Annotated in this window: 18 protein-coding genes; 11 read left to right on the plus strand and 7 right to left on the minus strand. The window is 75.2% G+C overall.

Translation table 11 applies throughout. From position 1 onward, the window contains the following. The first annotated feature begins 6 nt into the window (after positions 1–6). The gene (locus tag ACZ56L_RS12300) at positions 7–876 is read left to right on the plus strand and encodes an SCO4651 family lipoprotein (RefSeq protein ID WP_471063570.1); all 870 of its coding nucleotides are present in this window, start codon (positions 7–9) and stop codon (positions 874–876) included. A 46-nt stretch (positions 877–922) separates the two neighbouring features. On the opposite strand, the gene ACZ56L_RS12305 is transcribed toward ACZ56L_RS12300, so the two are convergent. Continuing rightward, a complete protein-coding gene (locus ACZ56L_RS12305) occupies positions 923–2,257 on the minus strand; it encodes an MFS transporter (RefSeq protein ID WP_471063572.1) in 1,335 nt (444 codons plus the stop codon). A gap of 39 nt (positions 2,258–2,296) precedes the next feature. On the opposite strand from ACZ56L_RS12305, the gene ACZ56L_RS12310 reads away from it, so the two are divergent. Then, a complete protein-coding gene (locus tag ACZ56L_RS12310) occupies positions 2,297–2,809 on the plus strand; it encodes a MarR family winged helix-turn-helix transcriptional regulator (RefSeq protein WP_345227373.1) in 513 nt (170 codons plus the stop codon). A 46-nt stretch (positions 2,810–2,855) separates the two neighbouring features. Here the strand turns inward: ACZ56L_RS12310 and ACZ56L_RS12315 are convergent, their stop codons facing one another. From ACZ56L_RS12315 to ACZ56L_RS12325, 3 genes are all read right to left on the minus strand, one after another. After that, positions 2,856–4,364, minus strand: coding sequence for an oxygenase MpaB family protein (locus tag ACZ56L_RS12315; protein ID WP_471063575.1), 1,509 nt, complete (start codon positions 4,362–4,364; stop codon positions 2,856–2,858). Continuing rightward, entirely contained in the window at positions 4,361–5,050 is a 690-nt protein-coding gene (uppS, locus tag ACZ56L_RS12320) for a polyprenyl diphosphate synthase (protein WP_380837151.1), read from the minus strand. The genes ACZ56L_RS12315 and uppS overlap by 4 nt, the downstream gene beginning before the upstream one ends. A 379-nt stretch (positions 5,051–5,429) precedes the next feature. Next, entirely contained in the window at positions 5,430–6,488 is a 1,059-nt protein-coding gene (locus ACZ56L_RS12325) for an alpha/beta hydrolase family protein (RefSeq protein ID WP_471063577.1), read from the minus strand. A 340-nt stretch (positions 6,489–6,828) separates the two neighbouring features. Here ACZ56L_RS12325 and ACZ56L_RS12330 point away from each other — a divergent pair, with 340 nt between their 5' ends. Next, a complete protein-coding gene (locus ACZ56L_RS12330) occupies positions 6,829–6,984 on the plus strand; it encodes a DUF6131 family protein (protein WP_345227363.1) in 156 nt (51 codons plus the stop codon). A gap of 144 nt (positions 6,985–7,128) precedes the next feature. On the opposite strand, the gene ACZ56L_RS12335 is transcribed toward ACZ56L_RS12330, so the two are convergent. Continuing rightward, a complete protein-coding gene (locus ACZ56L_RS12335; RefSeq protein WP_471063579.1) occupies positions 7,129–8,697 on the minus strand; it encodes a DUF4246 domain-containing protein in 1,569 nt (522 codons plus the stop codon). After that, entirely contained in the window at positions 8,678–9,340 is a 663-nt protein-coding gene (locus tag ACZ56L_RS12340) for a class I SAM-dependent methyltransferase (RefSeq protein ID WP_471063581.1), read from the minus strand. Before ACZ56L_RS12340 ends, ACZ56L_RS12335 begins: the two co-directional genes overlap by 20 nt. 368 nt (positions 9,341–9,708) lie before the next feature. Here ACZ56L_RS12340 and ACZ56L_RS12345 point away from each other — a divergent pair, with 368 nt between their 5' ends. From ACZ56L_RS12345 to ACZ56L_RS12380, 8 genes are all read left to right on the plus strand, one after another. Then, complete coding sequence (locus ACZ56L_RS12345) at positions 9,709–10,569, plus strand: DUF4132 domain-containing protein (RefSeq protein WP_401761999.1); 861 nt, start codon at positions 9,709–9,711, stop codon at positions 10,567–10,569. Then, on the plus strand, positions 10,566–15,857 hold the full coding sequence (locus ACZ56L_RS12350) for a hypothetical protein (protein WP_471063584.1): 5,292 nt from the start codon (positions 10,566–10,568) through the stop codon (positions 15,855–15,857). The genes ACZ56L_RS12345 and ACZ56L_RS12350 overlap by 4 nt, the downstream gene beginning before the upstream one ends. After that, positions 15,854–17,056, plus strand: coding sequence for an ATP-binding protein (locus tag ACZ56L_RS12355; protein ID WP_468689074.1), 1,203 nt, complete (start codon positions 15,854–15,856; stop codon positions 17,054–17,056). Before ACZ56L_RS12350 ends, ACZ56L_RS12355 begins: the two co-directional genes overlap by 4 nt. 3 nt (positions 17,057–17,059) lie before the next feature. Next, on the plus strand, positions 17,060–20,869 hold the full coding sequence (locus ACZ56L_RS12360; RefSeq protein ID WP_471063586.1) for a vWA domain-containing protein: 3,810 nt from the start codon (positions 17,060–17,062) through the stop codon (positions 20,867–20,869). Further along, positions 20,866–22,749 carry a hypothetical protein gene (locus ACZ56L_RS12365; RefSeq protein ID WP_471063588.1) on the plus strand — a complete coding sequence of 628 codons (1,884 nt, stop codon included), beginning with the start codon at positions 20,866–20,868 and terminating at the stop codon, positions 22,747–22,749. Before ACZ56L_RS12360 ends, ACZ56L_RS12365 begins: the two co-directional genes overlap by 4 nt. A gap of 94 nt (positions 22,750–22,843) precedes the next feature. Next, positions 22,844–23,005: a carbohydrate-binding protein gene (locus ACZ56L_RS12370; protein WP_345227347.1), complete on the plus strand. Its 162-nt coding sequence runs from the start codon at positions 22,844–22,846 to the stop codon at positions 23,003–23,005. Between the two features lie 120 nt (positions 23,006–23,125). Next, positions 23,126–23,803 (plus strand): esterase/lipase family protein, encoded by a 678-nt coding sequence (locus ACZ56L_RS12375; RefSeq protein ID WP_471063854.1) that lies wholly within the window; start codon positions 23,126–23,128, stop codon positions 23,801–23,803. A gap of 112 nt (positions 23,804–23,915) precedes the next feature. Next, positions 23,916–24,551: a 2'-5' RNA ligase family protein gene (locus ACZ56L_RS12380; protein WP_345227342.1), complete on the plus strand. Its 636-nt coding sequence runs from the start codon at positions 23,916–23,918 to the stop codon at positions 24,549–24,551. Here the strand turns inward: ACZ56L_RS12380 and ACZ56L_RS12385 are convergent. Further along, entirely contained in the window at positions 24,523–25,698 is a 1,176-nt protein-coding gene (locus ACZ56L_RS12385; protein WP_471063591.1) for a serine hydrolase domain-containing protein, read from the minus strand. The two genes, ACZ56L_RS12380 and ACZ56L_RS12385, sit on opposite strands and share 29 nt — an antisense overlap. Positions 25,699–25,737 lie beyond the last annotated feature (39 nt).

Genomic DNA, 25,737 nt, shown 5'->3' on the forward strand with positions numbered 1-25,737 from the left:
AGTTCCATGCGGCGTTCAGCCCGTCTCATCAGCATCAGCGGCATCAGCGCCCTGGCCGTCCTCGGTACGGCCTGCTCTGCCGGTACGGACAGCACGGCGCCCGCGTCAGGAGGGCGGGCCGGGCAGACGTCATCCGCCGGGACCCCGTCCCCCGCCCCCACCGCCGACCCGGCCGCCGCGGTGCGCGCCGCGGTCGCCGCCGCCGGGAAGACCACGGCCCGCATCGACGAGGCCATCAGACTGACCGGCAGTGGCCAGGACTTCACCATCACGGTGAAGGGAGCCTTCGACATGAAGGCCGACAAGGGCACCCTGAAGACCGCGCTGGCGCAGACCGGCGCCCAGGCCGGGAAGGCGGTGCCGCTGGACGAGATCTTCAACGGGGACACCGTCTACGTACGGATGCCGAACGAGCGGACCGGCGACACCGCCTGGCGTTCGACCTCCCGGGGCGAGGCCGAGGCGCACTACCTGATGCGCTCGCCGCTCAACGACCCGGAGCACGTCCTGCGCCGGGCGGCCATGGCGCACCACGTCACCGAGGTGGGCCCGGAGAAGGTGAACGGCGTCGCGACCACGCACTACCGGGGCGGACTGAACGCCGACGCCGTGCTGCTGGGGATGGCACGGGAGCGGCGCGCCCTGATGGAGGGTCCGTTGAAGGAGGCCGGCGACGGCCTCCCGGCGTTCGCCGACGTCTGGGTCACCGAGGACGGCCGGATCGCCCGCATCGGTCTGAGCTGCGACCTCGGCGCGGCGAAGGTGGAGACGACCATGAACCTGACCGCCCACGGCAGGACCGTGAAGCTGCCGCCCCTGCCCCGGCGCGCCCAGCCCGCCGCGCCCGGCTCCATCGGCGGCCCCCTCCCGGGCTGACGGGCCCCGCCGGCTCCCGTGCACGGGACCGGCCCCGGCCCCGTGCTCACGTGCGCAACGGCTCCCCGGCGCCGGGACCACGGGCGGCGACCGCCTGCCGCACGCTGCCGGCGCCGACCGCGTGCGCCGGCAGCGACCGCTCCGCCCGCAGCAGGATCGCCGCCCCGCCGAGCACCATCAGCGCGAGCACCGACCACAGGTGCCACGGCCGTGCGTCGAGCAGGAATCCCAGCAGCATCGGCGCGACGGTGCGGCAGAGCGACCAGGACAGTTGGTACACCGACAGGTACCGGCCCCGCAGGTGGCCGGGCGCGGCCTGCACGGACAGTCCCTGCGAGGGCGCGGAGTGGATGAGCTCGCCCGCGGTGTAGAGGACGGCGACCGCGAGCACGGCCACCAGGGCCCCGGAGCCGCCGGTGAGCCGGGGCAGGAGGGCGAACGCCCCGAAGGACAGCGCGAAGACGACCGCGCCCAGCGCCGCGGCGCGCGTGCGCCTGCCGCGCAGGGTCAGACGTGCGACGGGCACCCCGGCCGCGGCGACCAGCACGGTGTTGAGGGCGAAGACGGCCCCCGCCAGGGCGTCGGGGAGGCCGACGTCACGGGTGAGGAAGACCGGCACGGCCATGGCCTGGGCGGTGTACCCGAAGGCGATCAGGAAGTTGGCGCCGGTGACGAGCAGGTAGGGCCGGTCGGCGAGCACCTGCCGGTACCCCTCGCGGGAGCGCGGAGCGGGCGCACCGGCCCGGGCGTCGGGAAGGCGGGACACCAGGAGCGCGGCGACGGCGAACACCACGGCCAGCGCCTCGGCCGCCACGACGAAACCGGCGGTGCCCCGGAACGCGAGCATGCCCGCCGCCGCCAGGCTGCCGCACCCCATCCCGGCGTTGCGCAGACTCCGGTCCCACGCCAGCAGCCGGTCCCGCTCGGCCCCTTGGGCCAGGTCCCCGATCAGCGCGTGCTGGCTGGGCGAAGAGGCCCACATGCCGACCGCGACCACCAGGGCGATGCCCAGGAAGGCCGGGTAGGAGCCGGCGAGGGGGTAGGCGGCGAAGCCGAGCGCGCGCAGCGCGAGCACGCCGATGAGCACCCGGCGTCCGCCGAACCGGTCGATGAGGATGCCCGCGGTCGGCATGAACGCCAGCGCGCCGAGCCCGGCGACCGTCAGCCCGGTGCCGATGGAGGTCAGCGACAGTCCGGTGAGCGAATGGACGAACAGCATGGTCAGCGGAACGTAGATGCCGTCCCCGACCGAGCCGACCAGGCTCGCGGAGACGAGCCGTCGGCGGGTGTCGGCACGGACGGACGCGGTGCCGTCGGCGGATTCGGCGGCTCTGGCGGGTTCGGCGGTCCCGGCGGTTCCGGGCACGGTTATATCTTCCATGGAAGATGTTTTATCATCCGTGGAAGATAGAGTGAAGGCATGCCGGAAGACCCGATCACCGCCATCGTCGAACAGTGGCACCGCGAGCGCCCCGACCTGGACGTGACGCCTATGCTCGTCACGTCCCGTCTCTTCCGCCTCGCCGACGACCTCGACCAGCGGCTGCGCCCGCCCTTCGCCGCCGCGGGCCTGGGCAACGGCGACTTCGACGTGCTCGCCGCACTCCGCCGCTCCGGCGAGCCCTACGCGCTGTCGGCGGGCGACCTCAGCCGGACGGTCCTGGTCACGACCGGCGCGATCACCAAGCGCGTCGACCGCCTGGAGTCCCGGGGCCTGGTCGTCCGGACGGTGTCCGAGGCCGACTCGCGCAGCCGCCTCATCACGCTCACCCCCGAGGGCGTCACGCTGACCGACGAACTCATCGCCGCCCACCTCGACAACCAGCGCCGGCTCCTCGCCGGACTGGGCGCCCGGGATCGGGACCACCTCGCCGCCCTGCTCGCCCGCCTCGCCGACAGCCTCTCCGGCGGTTCCCCCGCCAGCGACGCCTGAGGGCCGCCCGGCCGGGCGGCCCCGGGCCCCGGTGTCCGCGCCCCGCTCACGCCTCCGCGAGCAGCGGGTCGAACGGGGTGGTGCGCTGCCGGCCGGACATGAACGCCAGGAACTCCTTCACGAAGGCACTGCGGGTGTACGTCGCCCCCGGCGCCCCCGCGGCGGGCGCGGTGTCGCGGCGGAACGCGGTGCGGAACAGCGTGCGGTACTCGGCGGCGTCGATGTGCCCGCTGCCGTCCTTGTCCGTCACGTCGAAGAGGACCTCGGCGACCCTGATGAGCGCGGGACCCGCGAGGGAGGGCGCGGCGGCGGCGTACTCCTCGGCGCTGACGCTGCCGTCGCCGTCGGTGTCCAGGGCCGCCTGGAGCTCGCGCCACCAGTCGGCGAAGGCCTGGTACAGCCGGGTCTCCTCGGGTTCGTCCAGGTCCAGCCGGCTGGCCAGTTCGCGGGCCATCGCGGCGAGGTCCGGCCAGTCCAGCGAGCCGTTGCCGGTCTGGTCCAGCACCTGCCGGAAGAACTCCTCCGTCTCCTGCCGGTGCGCGTTCGCCCGCGCGGCCGGCGGCGTCGCGTACCCGGTGGGCTCCGGCGGGTCGGGCAGCGGGGAGACCAGCCGGATCAGGGCGCCGGCCCGCTTGATCCGGGAGCGCACGGCCGCGAGGGTCCTGGCCCGCGGATCGTCGCTGTCCGGCGTCAGCGAGAGCAGGTCGATGACGTTCTCGGGCGCGATCCAGCGCGCGGGCAGGAACCGGGCGAGCCCGACCGCCAGATAGGCGCCCTGCATCAGGGTCTGCGCGCCCGGCAGTTCGGGCAGCCCCGCGCGACGCCGGAACGGTTCCGGCAGCGAGGCCACCGCGATCGCCCCCACCACCGGGGCGACGACGGCCCGGCCGGTCGCCCACAGCGTGGGCAGGCCGCTCAGCAGCGGGGGAGCGGGGAGGTGGTCGAAGAGCCGGTAGAGGATGACCCGCATCGCCTCCGTGTTCTCCAACTCCTCGGCCACCACCCGGTCGTAGTACGGCCAGAACGCGGCGAGGGTCTCCGGCAGATGCCCGGGCTCGTCGCCCATCAGGGTGAGCGTGCCCCGGAACTCGGCGTACAGCTCCTCCATGAACTCCTGCTCCAGCGGCTGCCCGCTCAGCCGGAACATCGTCACCGAGCTCTCGAAGAGGGTCGCCACCACCCAGGCGCGCGCATCGGGGTCCATGGCGTCGTAGGGCCGCATCCGGGCGTCGGTCCCCTTGAGGCGGGCGTGCATGCGGTTGAGCCGCGCCGCCTCCCGCTCCCGCGTCGGCCCGTCGGCCCCGACCATGCGCTGCATGCTCAGGTAGGTGTTGCGCAGCCGCCGCCAGGGGTGCGCGACGAAGGTGGAGTTCTCGATGAGGGCGGCCCCGATCGCCGGGTGCGCGGCTTCCAGCACCGTCGCCCGGATCATGGCCAGGACCCACCGGGGGTCGTCGAAGAAGGAGCCGAACCGGGGGTCCGGGCTCGCCACGGGCCCGCTGCGGAAGGGGGCGCCGTCGGGGCGGGTGGGGTCCGTGTCGTCCTGGAGGGTCATGGTCGGGATGCTCCGATCTCGTCCGGCAGCACGCCGCCGAAGCGGCGGTCGCGCAACCGGTAGGCGTGCAGGCACTCGAGGAAGTGGGAAGCGCGGAAGTCGGGCCACAGGACCGGCGGGAAGACCCACTCGGCGTACGCGACCTGCCACAGCATGAAGTTGGAGATGCGCTGCTCCCCGGAGGTGCGGATCACCAGGTCCACGTCGGGCGTGTCCGGGTAGGGGAGGTGGTCCGCGAAGGTCTGCTCGGTGACGGCCTCGGCCGGGGTCCCGCTGCGCAGGAGCGAGCGCGCCGCCGCGACGATGTCCGCGCGGCCGCCGTGGTCGAAGGCCACGGTCAGCGTCATGCCCCGGTTGTCGCCGGTCAGGGTCATCAAGTCGGCGAAGTCCTGGGCCAGTTCGGCGGGGATGCGGGGATCGCTCACGCCCAGGAAGCGGCAGCGGATGCCGCGCGCGTGCAGGAAGAACGCGTGCTTGCGCACCACGCGCCGCACCAGCCGCATCAGGAAGTCGACCTCGGTGCTGGGCCGCCCCCAGTTCTCGGTGGAGAACGCGTACAGGCTCAGCCATCCCACGCCGGCCGACCGGGCCGCCTCGATGACGTCGATCACGGCCGCCTCGGCGGCGCTGTGCCCGAAGGTGCGCGGCTGGGCGCGCGACTGCGCCCACCGCCCGTTGCCGTCCATGACACAGGCCACGTGCCGCGGCACGCGCCGCCGCCCGTCGGTCTCTTTCCGCGGAGGGGCCACGGCGGCCGGGGCCCCGTCGCCGACTGTCTGCTGCATGCGCGCGCCCTCCCGGGGCATCCCCGCGCCTCCCCCTGCGGACCCCGCGAAGGGCCCGCTCCGCCATGCCGGTACCGGGGCGTGCGCGGCGATGCCGTCTGCTGATCCGATCAACGGGAACAGCATGTCACCGCGCTCTCACGCGGAGTGCGGGATGGCCGGGGGGTTCACTCTTGGTACGCCAGTCCGAGAAATACCTGCTCACACCCCGCGGACGACGCCCGGCGCGGTTTCCCGGCGCGCGTCCCCGTGACCCGGTCCCGTCGCCCACGGGCCCGGCTCACCGTGCCGTGGAACGGCCGAGCCCCTGGAGGAAGTGCCGCTGGCCGTCCAGGAACCCGTCGGCGAAGAGGGCCCGCGGGGCGAAGAGCGCCGTGAGCGTGGTCCTGAGCTCCGAGCGCTCGACGGTCCGCCTGACCAGCGAGTGACCGGCGTCCGGGTGGTGCGCGACCCGCAACGCGCCCTGTGCGCCGAGCACCTGGCGGTAGACCCGCTCGGTGTCGGCCGTGTCCACGTTGACGTCCTGGCCGGCGAGGGCCAGCAGCACCGGCACGCCCCGCAGGGCCCGCAGGTCCCGCGTGGCGTCCGCGGTGTAGTTCGTGGCGACGAAGCCCCAGCGCGCGGCGGTCATGCCGCGCGTGTCACCGTCCATCGCGCGGACGTACTCCGCGAAGGAGGCGCCGCGCTCCAGCAGCCGCCGGGTGGCATCGCTCCTGGCGACCTCCTTCTTCACGACGGCCGGGGACGCGCCGTCGGCCCGCAGCTCCGCGAGCAGGTGGAAACGGCCCTGCCGGAGCCAGTTGACCGCCGGTGACACGGCGACGACGAAGCCGACCCGCGTCCTGGCGGCGACCTTCGGCACGACCCACCCCGCCTGGCTGGCACCCCACAGCCCGATCCGGTCGCCGTCGATGTCCGGGCGTCTCCGCGCCCAGGCGATCGCGGCGGCGGCCTCGTCGGCCCGGTCGTCCATGGACTGGCCGAGCCAGTCGCCGGGCGCGCCCGCGACACCGGGCTTGTGCCAGGAGAGGGAGGCGTACCCGGCCTTGGCGTTCGCCTCCCACAGGGGCCTGTACCCGTCGCCGTGGGTGGCGTCGACCGGCCCGTCCCCGTGGACGTACACGACCAGACCGTGCCGTCCGCGGCCGTCCCGGGGCAGCGTCAGGACGCCGTGCAGCGTGTGCCCGCCGTGACGGATCGAGACCCGCTGCTCGACCATGGCGTACGTGTGCTGCCACAGCACCACGCCACCGAGACCGGCGGCCATGACCAGGGCCGCGACGAGCGACCACGCGACGACACGGAACCCGCGCCGTCGGGACGGGACTTTCGGGCGCATGGGCGACCGCCTCTGCTCGGATGCTTCGATGGGCGTGGGACGCCCGAAGCTATCACTGTCGGAACGGTCGTCGCTAGAACGATAGTTTTTTGCGGAGGAGCTTCGCGGTCAAATATTCATGAAATGTCGTATATAGCCGTTTGTAGGGCGATAATAAGAAATACGATCGCCGCCGTGCGAGCAGCGCACAGACAGATGTCACGTCGGCGCATGAGGTGCCAGGAGGTGGGCACATGATCGTCGCACCGCAGAAATCGAGCGCCTGACCGGCGCGAAGCGGTTGCTGCCCCGCGGTCGGCGCAAGGCCGTACGCACCGAAGTCTTGAAGATCGGAATTCCCATGATTGTCCTCGGCGTCATCCTCCTCATCATCGGCATCCTCGCCCACGTGTCGCTCCTGACGACCGTCGGCGGCATCCTCGTCGTGGTCGGAGCCGTGCTGTGGATCCTCGGCGCGACCGGTCGCGCGATCGGCGGCCGCAAGCACTACTTCTAGCCGCGACAGCGGTGCCCGCCCCCCTGCCGCGCCCGGGGACCCGGAACGTCACCGGGTCACCGGGCGCGGCAGGAACTTGAGGGCGCGACACCACCGCGTCCGCTCGTCCGCCCGACGGCTCAACCGCTCGGGCGCCCCGGTGCCTCAGTGCTCGCAGAGGGAGAACTCGCGCTCGTAGAGCTCGTTGTTGTGCGCGGAGACGAAGAACTTCCGCTCCTGCATGAGCTGTTCGCGGAAGTCCTTCGCCTGCTCCAGCGTCATCGTCGAGGTCTCGGCCCACGGCTGCTGCGGCGGGACGTCGGAGGTCGAGACGATCGAAGCCGACGGGTCGACCAGGAAGAACGCGAGGATCTTGCGGTGCCCCGGCCGGGTCGGGTCCGCGAGGCGGAACGAGCCGACGCGGTGCTGAAGGGTGTTGGGGAAGGCCAGGAAGCGCCCCTCGGGGGTGGCCACCGCCCCCAGCTCCTGGTTGAGCGGGTCCTCGTCGTTCAGCCCGTAGACGTCGCTCATGCCGTTGCTGTCGTTCTGCTCGTATTCCGGGTCGTCGAGCGCCGCCCGGAAGCCCAGCCGGCTCTCGGTGATGTTCTCGTTGTCCCAGTAGTAGATGCCGGTGGAGACGATCCGCTCGTTCATCATCCCCTCCACGTGCCAGGAGCCGCCCGCGTACTCGGGCTTCTCCGGGGTGAGGTGGAGGGTGGCCAGCTTCACGATGACCTGGAGACGCCGGCCGCGCAGGTCCACCCGGGCGTCCGCCGGGACCGGCTCGGGAGCGACGAACTCCGGGGCGTCCGGTACGGCCGGAACCCGGTCGTACCACCAGTTGTCCTGCGCCGTCTCGTACGCCGCGTACGCCTCTTCGTAGCCCTCGTCCCCGTCCTCGCCCTCCGGCTCGACGGGCTCGGTGCCGTCGTACCACGAGTACGGGTCGGCCTGGATGCGCAGCGGGCGCGGGTGCCGCAGGTCCGTCAGCACGTTCTCCAGCAGGGGCCGCGCCCGGGCGAAGAGCTCCGGCAGGACGGCGGCCAGCTCGCGGTGGTCCACCGGGTGGACGTTGTTCACGTACGACCGGAAGGCGACCGTGCCGTCCTCGGCCACCTCCACGTCCGTGGGCAGCCACTGGAACCGCTTCGAGTACTCGAACTGGGCGCCCCGCACCTCCGGGTGCTGCCACGCCCGCTCGGGGCCCCCGCTCACCCCCTGCACGAGGCAGAACAGCGAGGGATGTATGAGGTCCAGCACCTGGCCGTCCGAGCCCGGGTGCCAGTCCTTCTCCTCCTCGGGGACCTCCTCCAGGACCCGCACCGCCGCGCGCAGCCGCTCCCGCAGTCCGTCCTCGACCAGGGTGTCCGAGTGCCACACCCCGTCGACGGCCGCCGCCTCCGCGCCGGTCCGCTCGTCCCGCAGCCCCGCGTAGTACGCCAGCTCGTCGAGCACGTACCGGATCTGCGCCTCGGTCATGCCCTGGTCGAGGGCTTCGCGCGTCCACCGGGCGACGATCTCGGGGTCGTTCCTCTTCACGAACCACTGCGGCTTCGAGCGGATCAGGGCGCTGCACCGCATCATGTCCAGTTCCCGCAGCGTGCGGGGCTTCGCGTACGCCGTCGTCGGGGACGCGAGGAAGGGCAGCGGGAAGGCAGAAAGGTCAGTCACGGATCGGTCCTTACCGTCGGTGTGGGACGGCCGGAAGGATACGTCAGCGGTCCGACACGCCATCTGGCCCGGCGTCCGGGCGGGCGGCCGGGCGGGCGTGCACGCTCACGGCGTAACCGCCGCCGTCCTCGTAGGGGTCGGCGTCCCAGGTGGCGCAGCGCTGCCGCAGGACGAGCCCGGCGTCGGCGCACCAGCGGTCGAACTCCGCCAGGGTCACCGTCGGCTCCGGCAGCGGCAGATGGGCCGCGTCCAGGCCCATGCCGGTGACCAGCAGCCCGCCGGGGCGCAGGGCGGAAGCCAGGTGGCGTACGACCGTGGGTTCGGTGCCGGGGGCCAGCAGCGGGACGACGTTCCCGGCGGCGAGCACCAGGTCGAAGTCCGGTTCCAGGCCGAGGGTGTCGAGCCGGGACAGGTCGCCGAGGAGCCACTCCTGGGCGGGGGCCTCGCGGCGGGCGACGGCGAGCATGGAGGAGTCGATGTCCACGCCGGTGCAGCGATGGCCCAGCTCGGCGAGCCGGACGGCGATCCGGCCGGTGCCGCAGCCGGCGTCGAGCACGCGGGCGGCGGGCGGCAGCAGGGCCGCGCAGAAGGCGGCCTCGCCGTGCACGTCGTGGCCCGACTCCGCGAGCCGCGCGAAACGCCGGGCGTAGTCCTCCCCGGCCTGCCCGTCGGTCAGTTGCGCCCAGCGGTCCCGCTGTTCGGACATGCTCGGCACCCCTTTCTCTCCGTCCCGCCGCGCCGCCGGCGGGCGGGGACGCCGTCCCGGTCCCTTGCATGATCACACGCGAGCCGGCTCAGGACCGCTCGCCGTCCTCGGGACCGAGGCGCCCCTCCACCTGGAACTGTCGGTGACCGGCGCTCAACGCACCGTCGAAGACCGTCCGCGTCGTTCCCCCTCGCTGGCCGATCCGGCATCCGCCCGAACGCATTGTCAGTGGTGACACCTACAGTCTGTTCCACTCGTCACGGTGCGTTGCCGCTGACGGGACGCAGCAACGTGCCGCCGGACCGGCGGCCGTTCGAAGCCAACACCGTTCGAGACAGCACCGTTCGAGACAGCGGGGAGAACAGCGCATGGGGTGGGTTCCGGCGGGCGACTACGAAGTCGCCCTGGAGGCGGGCAAGGTGGTCTGCCGCAACGGGAAGGGCCGGCGGCTGAAGTCCGTCCCGGCAGGCTTGAAGGACGACCCGGCGGTCGTCGGGCTCCGGCAGCTCACGGAGTGGCTGGACCGGCACGAACGCCGGTGCAGGACCGACGTCGAGCAGTGGATGGTGCGTTCGCTGCCCGTGCCCACCGCCGTGCTCGCCCGGGTCTGGCCGGACCCGGCGTGGCAGGCGGCCCTGCGGGACGTCGTGGTCACCGGTGCGGACGGCGGGGTCGCCGGGTTCCTGCGCGACGTGGACCCCGAGCGCGGCCTCGGGCTCGTCGACCTGGACGGCGACACGGTCCGCATCACTCCGGACGTCGTCAGCGTGCCCCACCCCGTTCTCCTCGACGACCTCGAGGACCTGCGGGAGTTCGCGGTCGAACTGGAAGTGCGCCAGAACGTGGAGCAACTGTTCCGCGAGGTGTGGCGCCGCCCGGCCGGGCTCGCCCCCGACACCACCTCCGTGGACACCTACGCGGGCGGCGTCTTCAAGCAACTGCGCTTCCTGCACGGCCGCGTCACCCAGCTCGGTTACCGCTCGCGCGGCGGATACGCGGTCTGCCCGGTCGTCGAGGACGGCGCGACCGTCGAGGCCCGCATCTGGATCGGCGAGAACGACGGATACGGCGAGTACGACACGGAGACGGGCCCGCTGGGCTGGACCGACCCCTCGGGGCGCGCGCTGACGGCCGCCGAGGTCGGCCGCGTCGCGTGGTCCGAGGGCATGCGCATGGCGGCGGCGCTCTACGCGGGCCGCGACGTCGAGGACGAGGAGCGGGCGGCATGAGCACCACGACGACGAACAACGCGGCGACGAACGCCACGACGAACAACGCGGCGGCGAACGCCACGACGGCCAACGTCACGGCGGCGAACGCCGCGACGGCCGGCTCCCCGGCGGCGAACGCCACGACGGCCGGCGCCGCCTCTCCCGGCGCGACGCCCCTCCCCGCCCAGGCCTCGGGCGTGAACACCGCGACGCCCGCCGCCGGCGCCCGCGCGGCGGCCCTGCTGGACGCCGGGGCGATCCTCCCCGCCCGCACCACCGACCGGGACGACGCCGACGCGCTGACCGCCCGCACCTACACCCACCCCGCCCTGGGCGACCGCCCCGTGGTCCGGCTCGTGCCCGGCACCCTCGGCGAGGCCGAGGACCTGGCCCTGGAGTTCCTCGGCCTGGCCCGGACCGCCGAGGCCCCCGTCGTGGGCCAGGTGCGCCGCGAGACGCTCGGCTTCCCGGCCTGGGCCCTGGTCAACGACCCGGCCAACGGACACCACGCGCTGGCCCTGGTCAAGGACATCGAACGGCTCGGCCGACAGGCCAGAACCCGCGCCGGGGCCGCCAAGGAGGGCTTCGACGCCCTGGGCACCCGACTCGGCCGGGCCGTACCCCACTTCCTGCCCACCTACTACGAACAGGTGGCACGCCTCTTCCTCCAGGCCGAGAACACCAGCTACGCCGCCTCCTTCTTCGGCAAGGCCCGCGAGGCCGAGCGGGTGCACGGGCTGGTCGTGGACGAGGACCGGCAGCGGGCCGTCTTCCTGGAGTTCGCCTTCGCCGGCGCGCTGACCGTCAAGGCGCTGCGCCAGTACGTGCGCGACCTGGCGGCCCGCCTCGAACCCGCCTCCGCCTGGTCGCAGTTCCGCCGTCTGCTGGTCGAGCGCTGCGCCGCCGGCATGCCGCCGTACGCGGCGCTGCCGCAGGACGTGCGCGCCCTCGTCAAGGCCGCCGGACTGGAGCGCGCGAGCGCCGAACGCGACCTGGTGGCCGACCTGATCGGGTCCCCGGGAGTCGTCCGCGCCCCCGCCTCGTTCTGGACGGCCTACCGCTCGGCCCTCGTCGCCCTCGCCCGCGAGGACGCGGCCGTACGGGTCCGGCTCCTCGGCTTCTTCCCCGACAGCTTCAGCGAGAGCGACCAGGACACGGACGGCGAGTCCCAGTGGCTGGCGCTGCTGGCCGAGTGCGGTGCGGAAGACCTGCTGACGGCCCTCCCCGACACCTCCACCGCCTCCGGCCAGGCCCCCTCCGCCACGGTCTCCCCGGCGGACTGGCTCGCCCGCTGGGAGGCGCACCGCCGACGCGACCGGGCCACCGCGGGCCGCAGCCCGCAGACCCTCGACCTGGCCGCCCGGATGGCGCACCGGCTGCGCGCCGACGGCACTCCCGTCGAGCTGTTCCAGGGCCGCTGGCAGCGCAACGCCGACCTGGACCTCCTCGACCTCTGCCTGGCCTCGGGCATCCCCGTCGCCGAGCCGGACGAGGACGGCACGGGCCACGGTCAGCCGCCCGCCCTTCCGGTCGGCAACTGGCTCACCGACACCGCGCCCGGCGCGCGGGACCTCACCGCCGTCGCCCGGCATCCCCTGTTCCGCGCCCTGCTGAGCCGGGCCGTCGGCGGTCTCGGCGGGCAGCGCGGACAGCACTCGTTCGAGACCGGCCTGGCCGAGCTGGCGGCGCACCCCGTGCTCTCGGAGATCCTCCGGGAGTGGCTCACCGCACGCGCCGGGGAATACACGGCCGCGCGCGGACTCCCCGGGCTGCGCGCCGCACTCCAGCGGCTCTCGCCGTTCCGCTCCGTGGTCGCGGACGTCGCCCCGGAGGCCGTGCGCCTCCTCAAGCGCCACGACCTCCTGCCGCTGCTCGCGTCCACCCTGCGCACCGGCGTCTTCGACGAACTGGGCTGGCCCGCCCTGGACGAGACGTACGCCGAACTCGCCGCCGAGATCGAGCGGCCCGCGGGCACGCGCCGGCAGCACCGCAGGTCGGAGAGCGTCGGGGTCACCGGCGCCTGGCCCGCGCTCGTCCTGAACACCCTGGAACGGGCCGTCGTCGTCGGCCCGGAAGGGGTGCTGCTGCGGCACACCCTGCGGGTGCCCGCCACCGACGACCCGTGGCGGACCTACGCCTTCCGTTACGTCGACGGGGAGCTGCTGGTCATGTGGTGGGAGGACGGCGCCATGCGCGGTTACTGGTCGCACCGCCCCGCCGAGGTGTTCACCGTCGGCGGCGAGCAGTCCCTCCGCTGGGGCGGCTCCGGCGCCCTCGACGACGTGTGCCTGCCGCTGCCCGGCGGCGGCCGCGCCACCGGCGGCAAGGCCCTGCACGCGGGAGACACCGCCCTCCCGCCCCAGCGCGTCGTCATCGGCGACGGCGCCGCCCTGTGGCGGGAGGGCCGCCAGGGCACCCGACGGGTGTGGCTGGAGTACGACCCGGCCACCGGCACGCACGGCCGCGCGTCCCTCCCCGCGTTCCTGCGCTCCGGGGTGCTCGACGGCACCCGGCTGCTCGCCGAGCACTGCCAGGTGCTGCCCCTGCAACCCGGCCTGGAGAGCACCCCGTTCGGCACGGACGGCGCGGTCCTGGGCCGCTGGGTCCGCCGTACGGTCACCGAGCCCGGCACCGCCGCCCCCGCCGACGGGCACCGGATCGTCACCGGCACCCCCGACGGCCGCACGGTCGCCCTGCCGGACCCGCTGCCCGACGGCGGCTCCCGGGTGCCGCTCGGCGCCCTCGGCCTGCCCGGCGGAACACGGCCCGTCGCGGTCCTGCACCACCGGTCCGTCGAAGCGCACCCGGCGGACACGGACGGCACCGGCGGCCCCCTGTGGTCCGTCACCGCCGACTCCCGCGGCGGAAACGACGCGGCGGGCACCCCCTACGTGCCTCCCGTCCCCTACTGGCACGCCCTGCGCCCCAGGGACGAACGCGGCTCCGCCGCGCTGCGGAAGCTGACGGACTCGCGGGTGCGGAAGCTGTTCCGGCAGGTCGCCGCCGCCGTCGCCCGCCATCACGAGGCCTTCCGGGCCGCGGAGAAGTACACCGGGCCCACCGTGCAGGAGATGAGCGAGGAAGCCGTCGCGCGGGTGCTGCCCAAGGTGACCGACGCCCGGCTCCGCGCGGGCGTCGCCGCGCTCGTCAGGAACGCGGTGGAGCGATCGGCCGCCGCCGCCCGCTACCTGGAGCCGCCGAAGCCCGACCGGCCGGCCGCACCCCGCGACACCGCACGCGTCAAGGGCATGTTCTTCGACCACGAGCCCGAACACGCCGACGACACCACGCTGCGCGACGCCACCGCCTGGAACTCCGAGCGCATCCACGGAGGCTGGTGGGGAGGCGACAGCCGCTGGACCACGATCCGGCAGATCCTCGCCGTCAACCACGTCCTCGGCGGCGAGCCCGCGTTCGGCCCGCCCGTCCCGGCCACGACGCCGTTCCCCGCCGTCGACGGCTGGCAGCGCGACGAGTGCACCGTGCCCGGCGACGCCCAGACCTGGACCTCCCTCCTCGACACGCTGCCCCGGCTGGCCCTCCGGGCCGCCTCGCAGACCACCTCCGCCGCACACCGCGCCGGCCTCCTCGTCCTGCTGGAAACCCTCGCCGCGGGCCCGCTGGCCGACCCCGCGGGCACGGTCCGGCGGGTGGAGCTCGTCGAGCCGCTCGCGGCCCGGGCAGCAGGCTGGCAGGAGTGCGTGCCCCGCCTCGGCCAGGTGCTGCGCCGAGGTCCCCGCACCGTCGTGATCATCGCCGACCGGGGTTACAACGACCGCCGCGACGCGGCACGCTGGACCGCCCTGGACCACGATCCGACCGGTGTGTTCGGCCCCGTCCCCGGCTTCACCGTCGGCGGCGAGCGCGTGTACGCCCAGGGCGTCGGCCGCGACCGGCTCACCCGGCTCGTCGCGCTGGTACGGGAGCACGGCCCGGCCCCCTGGCGCCCGGAAGCCGCCGAGGCGTTCCACACCGCCACCGGAATCGGCCCCCTCCAGTCCGCCGCCCTGCTGTCGGCGGCCGTCAGCGAGCCCGGCCCCGAGGCGCTCGCCCTCCTCGGGGTGAAGACCCGCGCCTTCGAGGCCGCGCAGAACAACCTGAACGCCCTGCCCCGCGCCGACCGGCACGCCCTGCTGCGGGCGCTGCTGCCCGAGGACCCGGCCGAGCTGTGGGCCACGGGCCCCGACGTGCGGGCCGCGGCCGAGGTCTGGCGGGAGCGGCTGGCCTCCCTCGTCCGCGTCCCCGAGGAACTGGAGCTCGACCTGACCGGCACCACCCCGGAGGCCGTCGACCTGATCCTCAACGCGGGCGCCCGGAGCTGGCTCGCGCACGGCACGGACGTACCCGACGGCACCGGCGGCCCGAAGCTGCGCCGGGTACCGGCGCAGGGTGTGCTCCGCAGCGCCCGGACCGCCCTGAGCACCCTCGCCTACGCACTGCCGTACGGGCATCCCCTGCGGGCACACCTGCCCGCCGCTCTGGCGGTCCTGCGCGAGCGTCTGGCCGACCCGCTCCTGGTGCTGGAACTCGGCCTGGACTGGACGGAGTCGGGGACTTCGATCGGCCTCGCGATCCGTGCCGCCCACGGACTCCCCGAGACCGGCGGGGCGGCCGCCGACGGCCTGGTCAGGGCCGGTACGGCGCTGCTCCTCGCCCCCGGCCACGGGGACAACGAACGGCTGCTGATCCGCCCGGCCGGGCTCACCGGCCCCGACGACCCGGCGTTCGGCCTCGTCGAGGGCACCGTCAGCCCCCACCGCACCGACGACCTGTTCGCCCTGCGCGCCCTGCTGAGCGAGGAGACCGACGCGCTGGTCGCGGCGGGCGCCCCCGACGGCTCCCCCCACCACCCGGCCCAGGACCCGGCCCGCACGGTGCCCGGCACGGTGAGCGAGGCCGCCGCCGCCCTCGGCCTGAGCGCGGACGCCGCCGCCCTGTACCTGATGCTGCTCGCCCTGCCCGACCCGACGGACCGCAACTGCGTCCGCTGGACCGGATGGAAACCCGCCCGCGTCAAGAAGGCCCGGGCGGAACTCGCCGCCACCGACCTCGTCGTGGAGGCCAAGCGCTCGCGCGCGGGCCGCAGCCTGTTCCTCCCCTGCGGCTGGCTCGAACGCGGCGCCCCCGGCCTGCCGTTGGAGACCTGGAAGGAGGGCCTGTACCCGGTGGCGGGCTCCGCCCGCACCGTCCCCCACCTGTCCGTGCCCGCGCTGTACGCAGCCGCCTGGGCACGGGTGCGCGGCGGCGACGCCCCCGCCTTCGAAGAACTGGACACCCGCGCACCCCGGAAGGGCCGCCGACGATGACGAACGACACCGCCACCGCTTCCACCCCCGCGCCCCCGGCCGGACCCGCCGGGGAACACCGCCAGGTCACCCTGCCCGAGGACCGTTACGCCACCGAGCTGGCCTTCCTCGCCGCCCACGACACCGGGCCCCGGCCGCCCGGCTGGCTGCTGACCCCGCGCGCCGTCGTCACGTTCGTGACCGGCAGCGCGGGCGAGGCCCTGGCCCTGCCCAAGGGCGCACGGCCGGGCGCCGGGACACCGCGCCGCCTGGTCGTCGAGCAGAAGTTCGTCGGCGAACGCGCCCTGGTCGAACGGTGCGTGGTCACCCTCGCCGGCGAACGCGGCCTGCTCCTCGTGGGCGAGCCGGGCACCGCCAAGTCCATGCTCTCCGAGCTCCTCTCGGCGGCGGTCTGCGGAACCAGCGCGCTCACCGTGCAGGGCACCGCCGGCACCACCGAGGACCAGCTCAAGTACGGCTGGAACTACGCCCTGCTGCTCGCCCAGGGCCCCTCCCGGCAGGCCCTGGTGCCCTCCCCGGTACTGACCGCCATGACCCGGGGGGCCGTCGCCCGCGTCGAAGAGGTCACCCGCTGCCTCCCGGAGGTCCAGGACGCCCTGGTCTCCCTGCTCTCCGAGCGGCGCATCGCCGTCCCCGAACTCGCGGGCACCGAGGGCGCGCAGGTGCACGCGGCCCCCGGGTTCACCCTCATCGCCACCGCCAACCTGCGGGACAAGGGCGTCTCGGAGATGTCCGCCGCGCTCAAGCGGCGCTTCAACTTCGAGACCGTGGGCCCCATCGGCGACGTGGCGGCGGAGACCGCGCTCGTCCGCCGCCAGTCCCGGGCGGCCGTCGAACGCGTCGGCGCCGCCTACCAGGTGGACGACGCGATCCTCGAAGCACTCGTCACCGCCTTCCGGGACCTGCGCGAGGGCCGCTCCGTGGAGGGCTGGGAAGTCGAACGCCCCTCCACCGTCATGAGCACCGCCGAGGCGGTCTCCGTCGCGGGCTCCCTGGGCCTGGCCGCCGCCTACTTCCCCGGCGACCGGGACGTGCTGTCCCTCCTGCCCGGCCACCTGCTCGGCGTCGTACGCAAGGACGACCCCGCCGACGCGGCCCGGCTGCTGGGGTACTGGGACGGCCCGGTGCGCAGGCGCGCGGAGCAGGGCTCGGCCACCTGGCGCGCCCTGTGGGACCTGCGCGCGGTGCTGGAGAACTGACCGATGAACCACCCGACCGCCCCCGCGCCGCCCCCGGCCGCCGCGACACGGCCCGCCACCCGGACACCGTCCCCCGCCCCGGAGGCCGCCGTGGCGGCCCTCGCGGCGGCCGGGCCCGGCGCGCCGTTCCTCGTCGGCGTGCGCCACCACGCCCCCTCGCTGGCGGCCGCCCTCCCGGCACTGCTGGACGCGGCGGCCCCCGACGTCCTCCTCGTCGAACTGCCCGCCGAGTTCCAGCCCTGGCTGGGCTGGCTCGCCCACGAGGAGACCCGGGCCCCGGTGGCCCTGGCCGCCGTGCCCGCCGACGGAAGCGGGCCGGCGGACGAACGGAGCCCGGCCTTCTACCCGTTCGCCGACTTCTCACCGGAACTGGTCGCCCTGCGCTGGGCCGCGCGCAACGGGGTCCCGGCCGTCGCCTGCGACCTCCCGCTGGCCGACCGGGCCTGGGCCCGGGGCGGACCGGAAGGACCGGCTCCCACCGCCGGCCCGGGGGAGGGGGCCGGGCTGTCCGCCGCACTCCGGTCCCGGCTCACCGGCCGGGACGGCGACGACCTGTGGGACCGGCTGGTGGAGGCCCAGGCACCCGGTTCCACCCCCGAGGCGATCCGCCGCGCCGCCCTGCTCACCGGCTGGGCGCTGCGCCACGAGGCCGAGGCGCACGGCGGAGTGCCGGGCACGGACCTGGCACGCGAGGCGTGCATGCGCGGCCACCTCGCCAAGGCCCTGGCGGACGGACAGCGGCCCGCCGTGGTCGTGGGCGCGTTCCACACCCCGGCGCTGCTTCCGGCCGCCGAAGGGGGCCTCGTGCCGTACGCGACGGACGCACCCGGGACCCCGGACCCGTCGCACGGGCCGGGGCCGGACGGCGGCGCCCCCGCCGCCTGCACGGTCTCCCTGGTCCCGTACGCGTACCCCCTGCTCGACTCCCGGTCCGGCTACCCGGCAGGCATCCGCGACCCGGAGTGGCAGCACACCGTCCTGGACGCCGCCGGGGACCCGGCCGCGCTGCACGAGGCGCTGATCCGCACCACGGTCCGGCTCTGCGCCGCCCTGCGCGAACAGGGTCACCCCTACGGCCCGGCGGACGCGCGCGAGGTCGTCCGCGTGGCCGGTGACCTCGCCCGCCTGCGCGCGCTGCCCGCCCCCGGCCGCGGTGAACTCCTCGAAGCCGTGCAGACGGTGCTGGGACGCGGCGAGACCTACGGCACGGGACGCGCCGTCGCCCGCGCCCTCGAACAGGTACTGGTCGGCGGGCGTACGGGACGGCCCGCGCCCGCCGCGCCGCGCGGCGGACTGGGCCCCGCCGTCGAGGCGGAGACCGCGGCGCTCTCGCTCCCCGGCCCCGCGGACGCGTACGAGAGGACACCGCGCGACCTGCGGCTCGACCCGGCGCGCTCCGCCCTGGACCGGCGTCGCGAACTGCTGCTGCGCCGGCTGACGGTGTGCGGCATCCCCTACGCGCAGGAGCAGACGGTCACCGGCGCGGCGGGCACCGAGGGACTCACCACGCGCTGGCAGGTGCGCTGGACCCCGGCGACGGCCGCGATGCTCACCGCGGCCGGAGCGCGCGGAGTCACCCCGGCCCAGGCGGCCGAGGGCCTGCTGCGGCAATGGCACGCCGCCGAGCGCGCGGAGGGCGGCCCGACGACCGCACAGGTCGTCCGCGGCCTCACGGAGGCCGCCCAGTGCGGGCTCCCGGCCCTGGCCGACGCACGCCTGGCGGAACTCGCGGACGTGCTCCCCGCCAGTGCCACCCTGCCCGAACTCCTCGCCGGACTCGACCTGTTGGACCGCATCGACGCCGGCCACCTGCCAGGCCTCGCCCCACCCGAGGGCCACCGCGCCTCCCCCGGCCGCCCTGCTCCCGCCGTGCCCTCCGGTTCGGGCGTCCCTCCCACCCCCGGCACCCCCGCCGAGGCAACCGACACCCCGGCCGCGGCCACCGACACCCCCGCCGACACCTCCACCGCCCCCGACACCCACCCCGGCACGACCTCCGCCCCTGCCCGTGCCGCCCGCACCGCGCACGCGGCGGAGCTGCTGACCGCGGCGGCCGTCCGCCAGGTCGACGGCCTGACCGGCTCCGAGGAGCCCGCCGACGCCCGCGCCCTGCTCGAACTCGCCCAGCGCGCCGACCGGCTGGGCGGCATCCGGCTCACCGACGCCCTCGCCCGGCTGGCCGCCGACGGCACCCCGCTGATCGCCGCCGCCGCCGGGGCGGTCCGGGTGCTCACCGGCCACGAGGACGCCGACACCTTCGGCGGCCGCGTCGCCTCCTGGGTGGACGGAGCCGCCGACAGCTCCTCCCGGTCGGCGCTCACCGCCCGCCTCACCGGCCTCCTGACCGTGGCGGGCCCCCTCCTGACCGTCGGCACCGGCGCGCTGGACCCGTTGCTGCGCCGGGTCGTCGAACTGGACGACAGCGCGTTCCTGGCCCGGCTGCCCGCCCTGCGCGGCGGCTTCGACACGCTGAGCCCCGCCGCCCGCGACCGGCTCCTGGACACCGTCGAGGACCGGCTGGGCGAACGGGTGGACCTCCCCGGCGGCCACGACCCCGCCGAACTGGCCCGCCGGGCGGCCGCCGACCTCTCGGCCCGCGCCCTCCTGGCCGGCCTCGGCCTGCCCGTCCCGCCCCCCGCCCCCGACGACGGCCCCCTTCCGCCCCCCGGCGGCCCGCCCGCCCCCCGCACCGCCGCGCGGACCATCGCGCCCGCCGACCGCTGGCGGCTCGTCCTCGGCAGGCGTCCCGGCCGACTGCCCGCCGGGGCCGCCCGTCTGGCGACCGCGCTGGACGAGCTGTACGGCACGGGACACGGCGAGGGTTCCCGCGCGGGCATGCCCGACGCGGGCACCGGAGGGCGCGGCGGCCGCGAGCCCTCGTTCCCCGGGGTGCGCGAATGGTCGCAGGAGCTGGCCGCGCTGTTCGGCCCCGGCATCCGCGAGGAAGTCCTCGCCGCCGCGGCCACGACGGGCCGCCAGGACGTCCTCGCCGCACTCGACCCGGCGGCCGTCACCCCGTCCGTGGCGCTGCTCCGCACGGTCCTGCGGTACGCCGGCGGCCTCCCCGAAGCCCGTCTCGCGGCCCTGCGCCCGCTGGTCCGCCACCTCGTCGACGAACTCACCCGGCAGCTCGCCACCCGGCTGCGCCCCGCCCTCACCGGCGCCATGACGGCCCGGCCCACCCACCGCCCCGGCGGCCGCCTCGACCTGCCCCGCACCCTGCGCGCCAACCTCGCCACCGCCCGCCGGACAGCCGACGGAACGGTCCGGGTGATCCCCGAGAAACCGGTGTTCCGCAGCCGCGCTCGGCGCTCGGCCGACTGGCGGCTGATCCTGGTCACCGACGTCTCCGGGTCCATGGAGGCGTCCACCATCTGGTCCGCGCTGACCGCGTCCGTGCTCGCCGGGGTGCCGACCCTGAGCACCCACTTCCTGGCCTTCTCCACCGAGGTCGTCGACCTCACCGGCCAGGTGCACGACCCCCTCTCCCTCCTGCTGGAGGTGAGCGTGGGCGGCGGCACGCACATCGCCGCCGGACTGCGGCACGCCCGCAGCCTGGTCGAGGTGCCCAGCCGCACCCTCGTCGTCGTCATCAGCGACTTCGAGGAGGGCGCCCCGCTCGGCGGGCTGCTGGCCGAGGTGCGCGACCTGGTCGCCACCGGCTGCCACGTCCTGGGCTGCGCGAGCCTGGACGACGCCGGCCGGCCGCGCTACTCCACGGGCGTCGCCGGGCAGCTCGTGGCCGCCGGGATGCCGGTGGCGGCCCTCAGCCCACTCGAACTGGCCCGCTGGATAGGGGAGAAGACCGCATGACCACCACCCCGCTGCCGCCCGTCGCACCGGAGGTCACGGCCACGCTGGTCGAGGACCTCTCGCCCCGGTTGCGCAAGCGCCTGGACGCGGCGGTCGCCAAGCTCGCCGCCCGCCCGGCCCGCCGGGACGGGGACACGGTGACGATCGCGGTGGACGACGAGACCGAGCTGCGCCTGTACGCCCCGGGCGGGGCGGTGCGCACGGTGGACGCCCTCAGCTGCGGCTGCCTCCTCGCCCCGTCCTGCGTCCACCGCGCGGCCGCCGCCTGCGCGGCCCCGGTGGCGGACCCGCCGCCGGCCCCCGCCGAGGAGCCCGGCACCGACGCCCCGGCGACGGAAGCGGCAGCGGCCGCCGCTGGTGCCAACCCGGTGCCGGGCCCCCCGTCGGCCCCCGCCGATGAGCCCGCCCGCGCCGCCGACGCAGCCGGTCCCACCCCGGCCCCCGGCCCCGCCTCCCCTCCCGAGACGGCGAGTCCCGCCGAGCGTGCCGCGGCCGACGCCCTCTGGTCGGCGGGGGCCGCCGTCCTGGAGTCCGGCGTCGACGGAGCCGGCGCGGTCACCCAGTCGGCACTCCTGCGCGCCGCGCACACCGCCCGCCTCCGGCAGCTCCCGCGCGCCGCCGGCGCCGCCCTGTCCGTCGTCACGCTGCTGCGCGCGGCCCGCACCGGCGACCCCTCCTACCGCACCGCCGACCTGGTCACCGCCCTGGCCCAGCTCCTGGGCACCGCGCACCGGGTGCGGACGGCGTCCGGGACGGACCTGGCCGCCGCACGGGGCCAGGCCCGCCGCCCGTACAGCGCCGACGGATCGCTCCGCCTCCACGGCCTGTTCACCGAACCCGTGATCACCGACACCGGGCACGGCGGCGCCCGCACCTGGGTCGCCGCGGCGGACGGCCGCCTGTTCACGGTCGGCGACGTGGCGCCCGGCGGCGCCGGACGCGCTCTGGGCGTCGCCGACCGGGCCGTGCGCCTGGGCGACACCGCGCTCACCCACCGCGAGCTGGGCCGGGCGGGCCTGGCGGTCTCGGGGGCGACGGTCTCACCGGACGGACGGCTGGGCGCGGGCAAGGGCGTCAAGGCGGTCGCCGCCCGGGGCACGGCCTGGACGCAACCACCGCTCGCCGCCCTGTGGGAGACGCCTCCCTCCGAACAGGCCGCCCGCGCCCTGCGGTTCTCCTCCCGCCACGACGCCCCGGCCACCGGCGGCAGCGACCTGCTCTTCCTGGAGGTCGAACTCCTCGGCGCCGCAGCGGAGCCGGGAGGCGCCTGCCTGCTCGCCCGGTGCCTCCCGGGAGGCCCGGCCGTCCACCTCGCCGCCGCCGACGACGAACCCGCCCTGGCCCACCGCGACAACCTGAACCTCCTGGCCGCGGCCCCGGGAACACGGCTGCGGATCATCGGCCGCCTGGTGCCCGCCCCCCACCCCCGGCTCACCCTCCTCGCCTGCTCGCACCCCACCGGCGAGGGCACGCTCGACCTCGGCTTCGACCGCCTGAGCCGCGCCGACCTCCCCGCCCCCGCGCCCTCCGTCCCGCTCCCGCCGTCCGCACCCGGCGCGACCTCGGCCCCGTACCTCCTGGAACGCCGGGTCGAACAGGCGGTCCTGGCGGGCCGCGCCGCCCTCGGCACGCTCGGCGACGTCTCCGCCGAGGCCGGCCGCGTCCGCCGCGCCGGCCTGCCCACGGCTGCCGGGCTGCTCACCGCGCTGTGCGCGGCGGCTGCCCCCCGCGAGCGCGACCACTTCGGCCGCCTGCTGCCCGCCGACACCGACGGGTTCGCCATCCAGTGGCTCGCCTCCGCGCGCTACACGGCCGCGGTCGCCGAGTCCCTGTGCGCGGCGGCCTGGCAGGAGGCGCAGCCGGCCCCGGCCCCCGGTTAGCACCGGTCCGGCAGCGCGCGTGCCGCGGCCCGCGCGCCCCGTGGGATGATCTGGAACGTCGGCAGCGCGCCGGCGGTGGGAAGGGGGCCGGCACATGGCCGCAGGATTTTCGGCGTGGAAAGTCAATCAGCAGTACGCGGTGAACGACCGCACCACCCTCAACGGCAAGCACTACCTCTGCCTGGTGGCGCACAAGTCCAACTCGGCGAACAACCCCAGGAGCGCCGTCACGTTCTGGCAGCGCTACACGATCTGACCGGACGGGCCCGCCCGGGCGCGCCGCCGCGGCGGAACGTGCTGTCGTACGGGTGAATTCTGCCGCCGGGCCGTGCTGCCCGGACCGTGTGCGCGCTACACAGTTCCGGTGATCAGAAACCTGACGCGGAGCGCGTGCACGCTCCTCCTCGCGTACGTGTCCCTCCTCCCCGGCACCGCGTTCGCGGCCCCCGCCCAGCCCCCGCGCCCGGCAGCCGCTCCCGACCCGATCGTCTTCGTCCACGGGTGGAACTCGGACGGCTCCATCTGGCAGACCATGGCGAGCCGCTTCCGGGCCGACGGGGTGCCGTCGAACCGCCTGGACCAGTGGACCTACGACACCGCCCAGTCGAACACCGTGACCGCGGCCCGGCTCGCCGAGGAGATCCGGCGCGTCCTGGACCGTACCGGCGCACGCCGGGTCGATGTCGTCGCCCACTCCATGGGAAGCCTCTCCTCCCGCCACTACCTCAAGAAGTTCGCCGGCGCCGCGAAGGTGGACGCCTGGGTCTCCCTCGCCGGGCCCAACCACGGAACGACCCTCGCGAACTGGTGCCACCAGACCTCGTGCGTGGAGATGCGGCCGGGCTCGGAGTTCCTGAGCGCCCTCAACTCCGGTGACGAGACGCCCGGCGCGCCCCGCTACGCGACCTGGGCCTCCCCCTGCGACAACACCGTCAGCCCGCGCGACAGCGTCGCCCTGGCCGGAGCCCGCAACACCACCACCGACTGCCTGGACCACAGCGGCCTCCACGAGGACCGGAAGATCTACGAACAGGTCAAGTCACACCTGGGGTGACGGGCCCGCCCGCCCGGACCAGGGGCATCGGCCACCCACCCGCCCCGCCGCCCGGGACAGAGGCACCGCCCACCCGCCCACCCGCCCACCCGGACCAGCGATCATGGATGGCATGGCGACGGAGACAGCACGGGCGGGGACGCGGCAGCGCGAGGACAGCGGGGCCGTCGGCTGGCCGTTGGCGGTGGGGGACACCGCGCTCACCATCAAGGTTCCCGAGGCCGACCACCTCGTGCGGGCCGGCTTCCCGGCCCATGTGACGGTCCTGTTCCCATTCCTGCACGAGAGCCTCCTCACCGAGGAGGCCGAACGGGAACTCGCCGCGATCGTCGCCTCGTACGACTCCTTCGACCTGACCTTCGACACCTTCCGGCGCTGGCCGGGCGTGCTCTACCTGGTCCCCAGCCCGCACGCCCCGGTCACCGCCCTGCGCGCGGAACTGACCGCCCGCTGGCCGCGGGCCGTCCCCTACTGGGGCGTCTTCGGCGACGGGGGACTCGACCCCCACCTCACCGTCACCAAGGGCGAGGGCCCGGACGTCTGGCGCCGCGCGTACGACGCGCTGGAGGAGCAGCTCGCGCCGTCCCTCCCGGTACGCACGCGGGTGCGCCACGTGGACCTGATCACCTGGGACGGCCGGCGCTGGCACGACACCCGCGCCCACCCCCTGCGCCGGCGGCCGGGCCCCGCCCCCCGGGCGGAGACGGGGCCCGCCGCTCCTAGGAGCGGCAGTACTCCGCCTCCGTGACGGGGTCCTGAGCCTGCCGCTGCCAGTCCCCGTTGCGGTTGTACGCCAACTGGTGGCGGCCGTCCTCCGTGGTCAGGGCCCACGAGAGCGAGCCGACCATGCCGCCGCCGTGGCCCCAGAGCGTGGTGCCGCAGCTCGTCCGCATCTTCATGATGCCGAGCCCGTACGACATGCCGGGGAGGCCGGTGGACGGGCCCGTCGTCTTCATCGCCTTCAACTGCTCGGGCGGCAGCAGCCGGCCGCGCATCAGGGCGCGGTAGAACCGGTTGAGGTCGCCGTTGGTGGAGATGATGTCGCCGTCGGCCCAGCCCTGCGAGCCGTTCATCTCGGTGACGTCGTCGATCCGGTCGGGCTGTGCCGCGAACAGCTTCGAGTAGGCGCGGCTGCTGGGGCGCGGAACGTGGATGCCGTTGCCGGGATTGGTCGTGGCCGTCAGCCCGAGCGGCCTGATGATCCGGTCCCGGACCTGGGCCTCGTACGACCGCTTGCCCGCCTTCTCGAGGATCAGCCCGGCCAGGACGTAGTTGGTGTTGGAGTACGAGAACTTCTTGCCCGGTGCGAACAACGGCGGGTGGCGCAGCGCCACCTTCACGTGCTTCAGGGGCGACAGGGTGTCGTAGCGGTGCTTGAGGTAGCCGTCGCCGCGCATGTACGTGTTGAGGTACTCCTCGTCGGCCAGGTAGTCGAACAGACCGCTGGTGTGGTTGAGGAGCCGACGCACGGTGATCTTGTTGCCGTCGTTGCCGTTGCCCCGGACCAGGCCGGGGAGGTGGTGCTCGACGGTGTCGTCGAGGTCGAGCCTGCCCTCGGCCTCCAACTGGAGCAGGACCGTCGCCACGAACGTCTTGGTGATGCTGCCGATCCGGTACCGGTCGTTGACACCGCGCGGCGCGCCGGTGGTGAGGTCGCCGACGCCTGACGCCGCCTTCCAGACGCCGCGCGCGTCCCGCGCCTGCGCGGTGATGCCGGGGATGCCCGCCTTCACCGAGGCGTCCATCGCGCGCCGGGTCGCGTCGTGGCCCGCCGGGCCGCGGGACGCGTCCGTCGACGCCTGGGCGGGAACGGCGAGGGCGGTCGCCGCCAGCGCCGCCGCCGCGAGCGTCACCACGCCGGCCCGTGCGGTCTTCCGTACCGTCATGAACGTCATCCGTGCTCCTTGTTGCTCTGGGGGAGGTGCGGGAGGTGC

Source organism: Streptomyces sp. NPDC039736, from assembly GCF_055596485.1.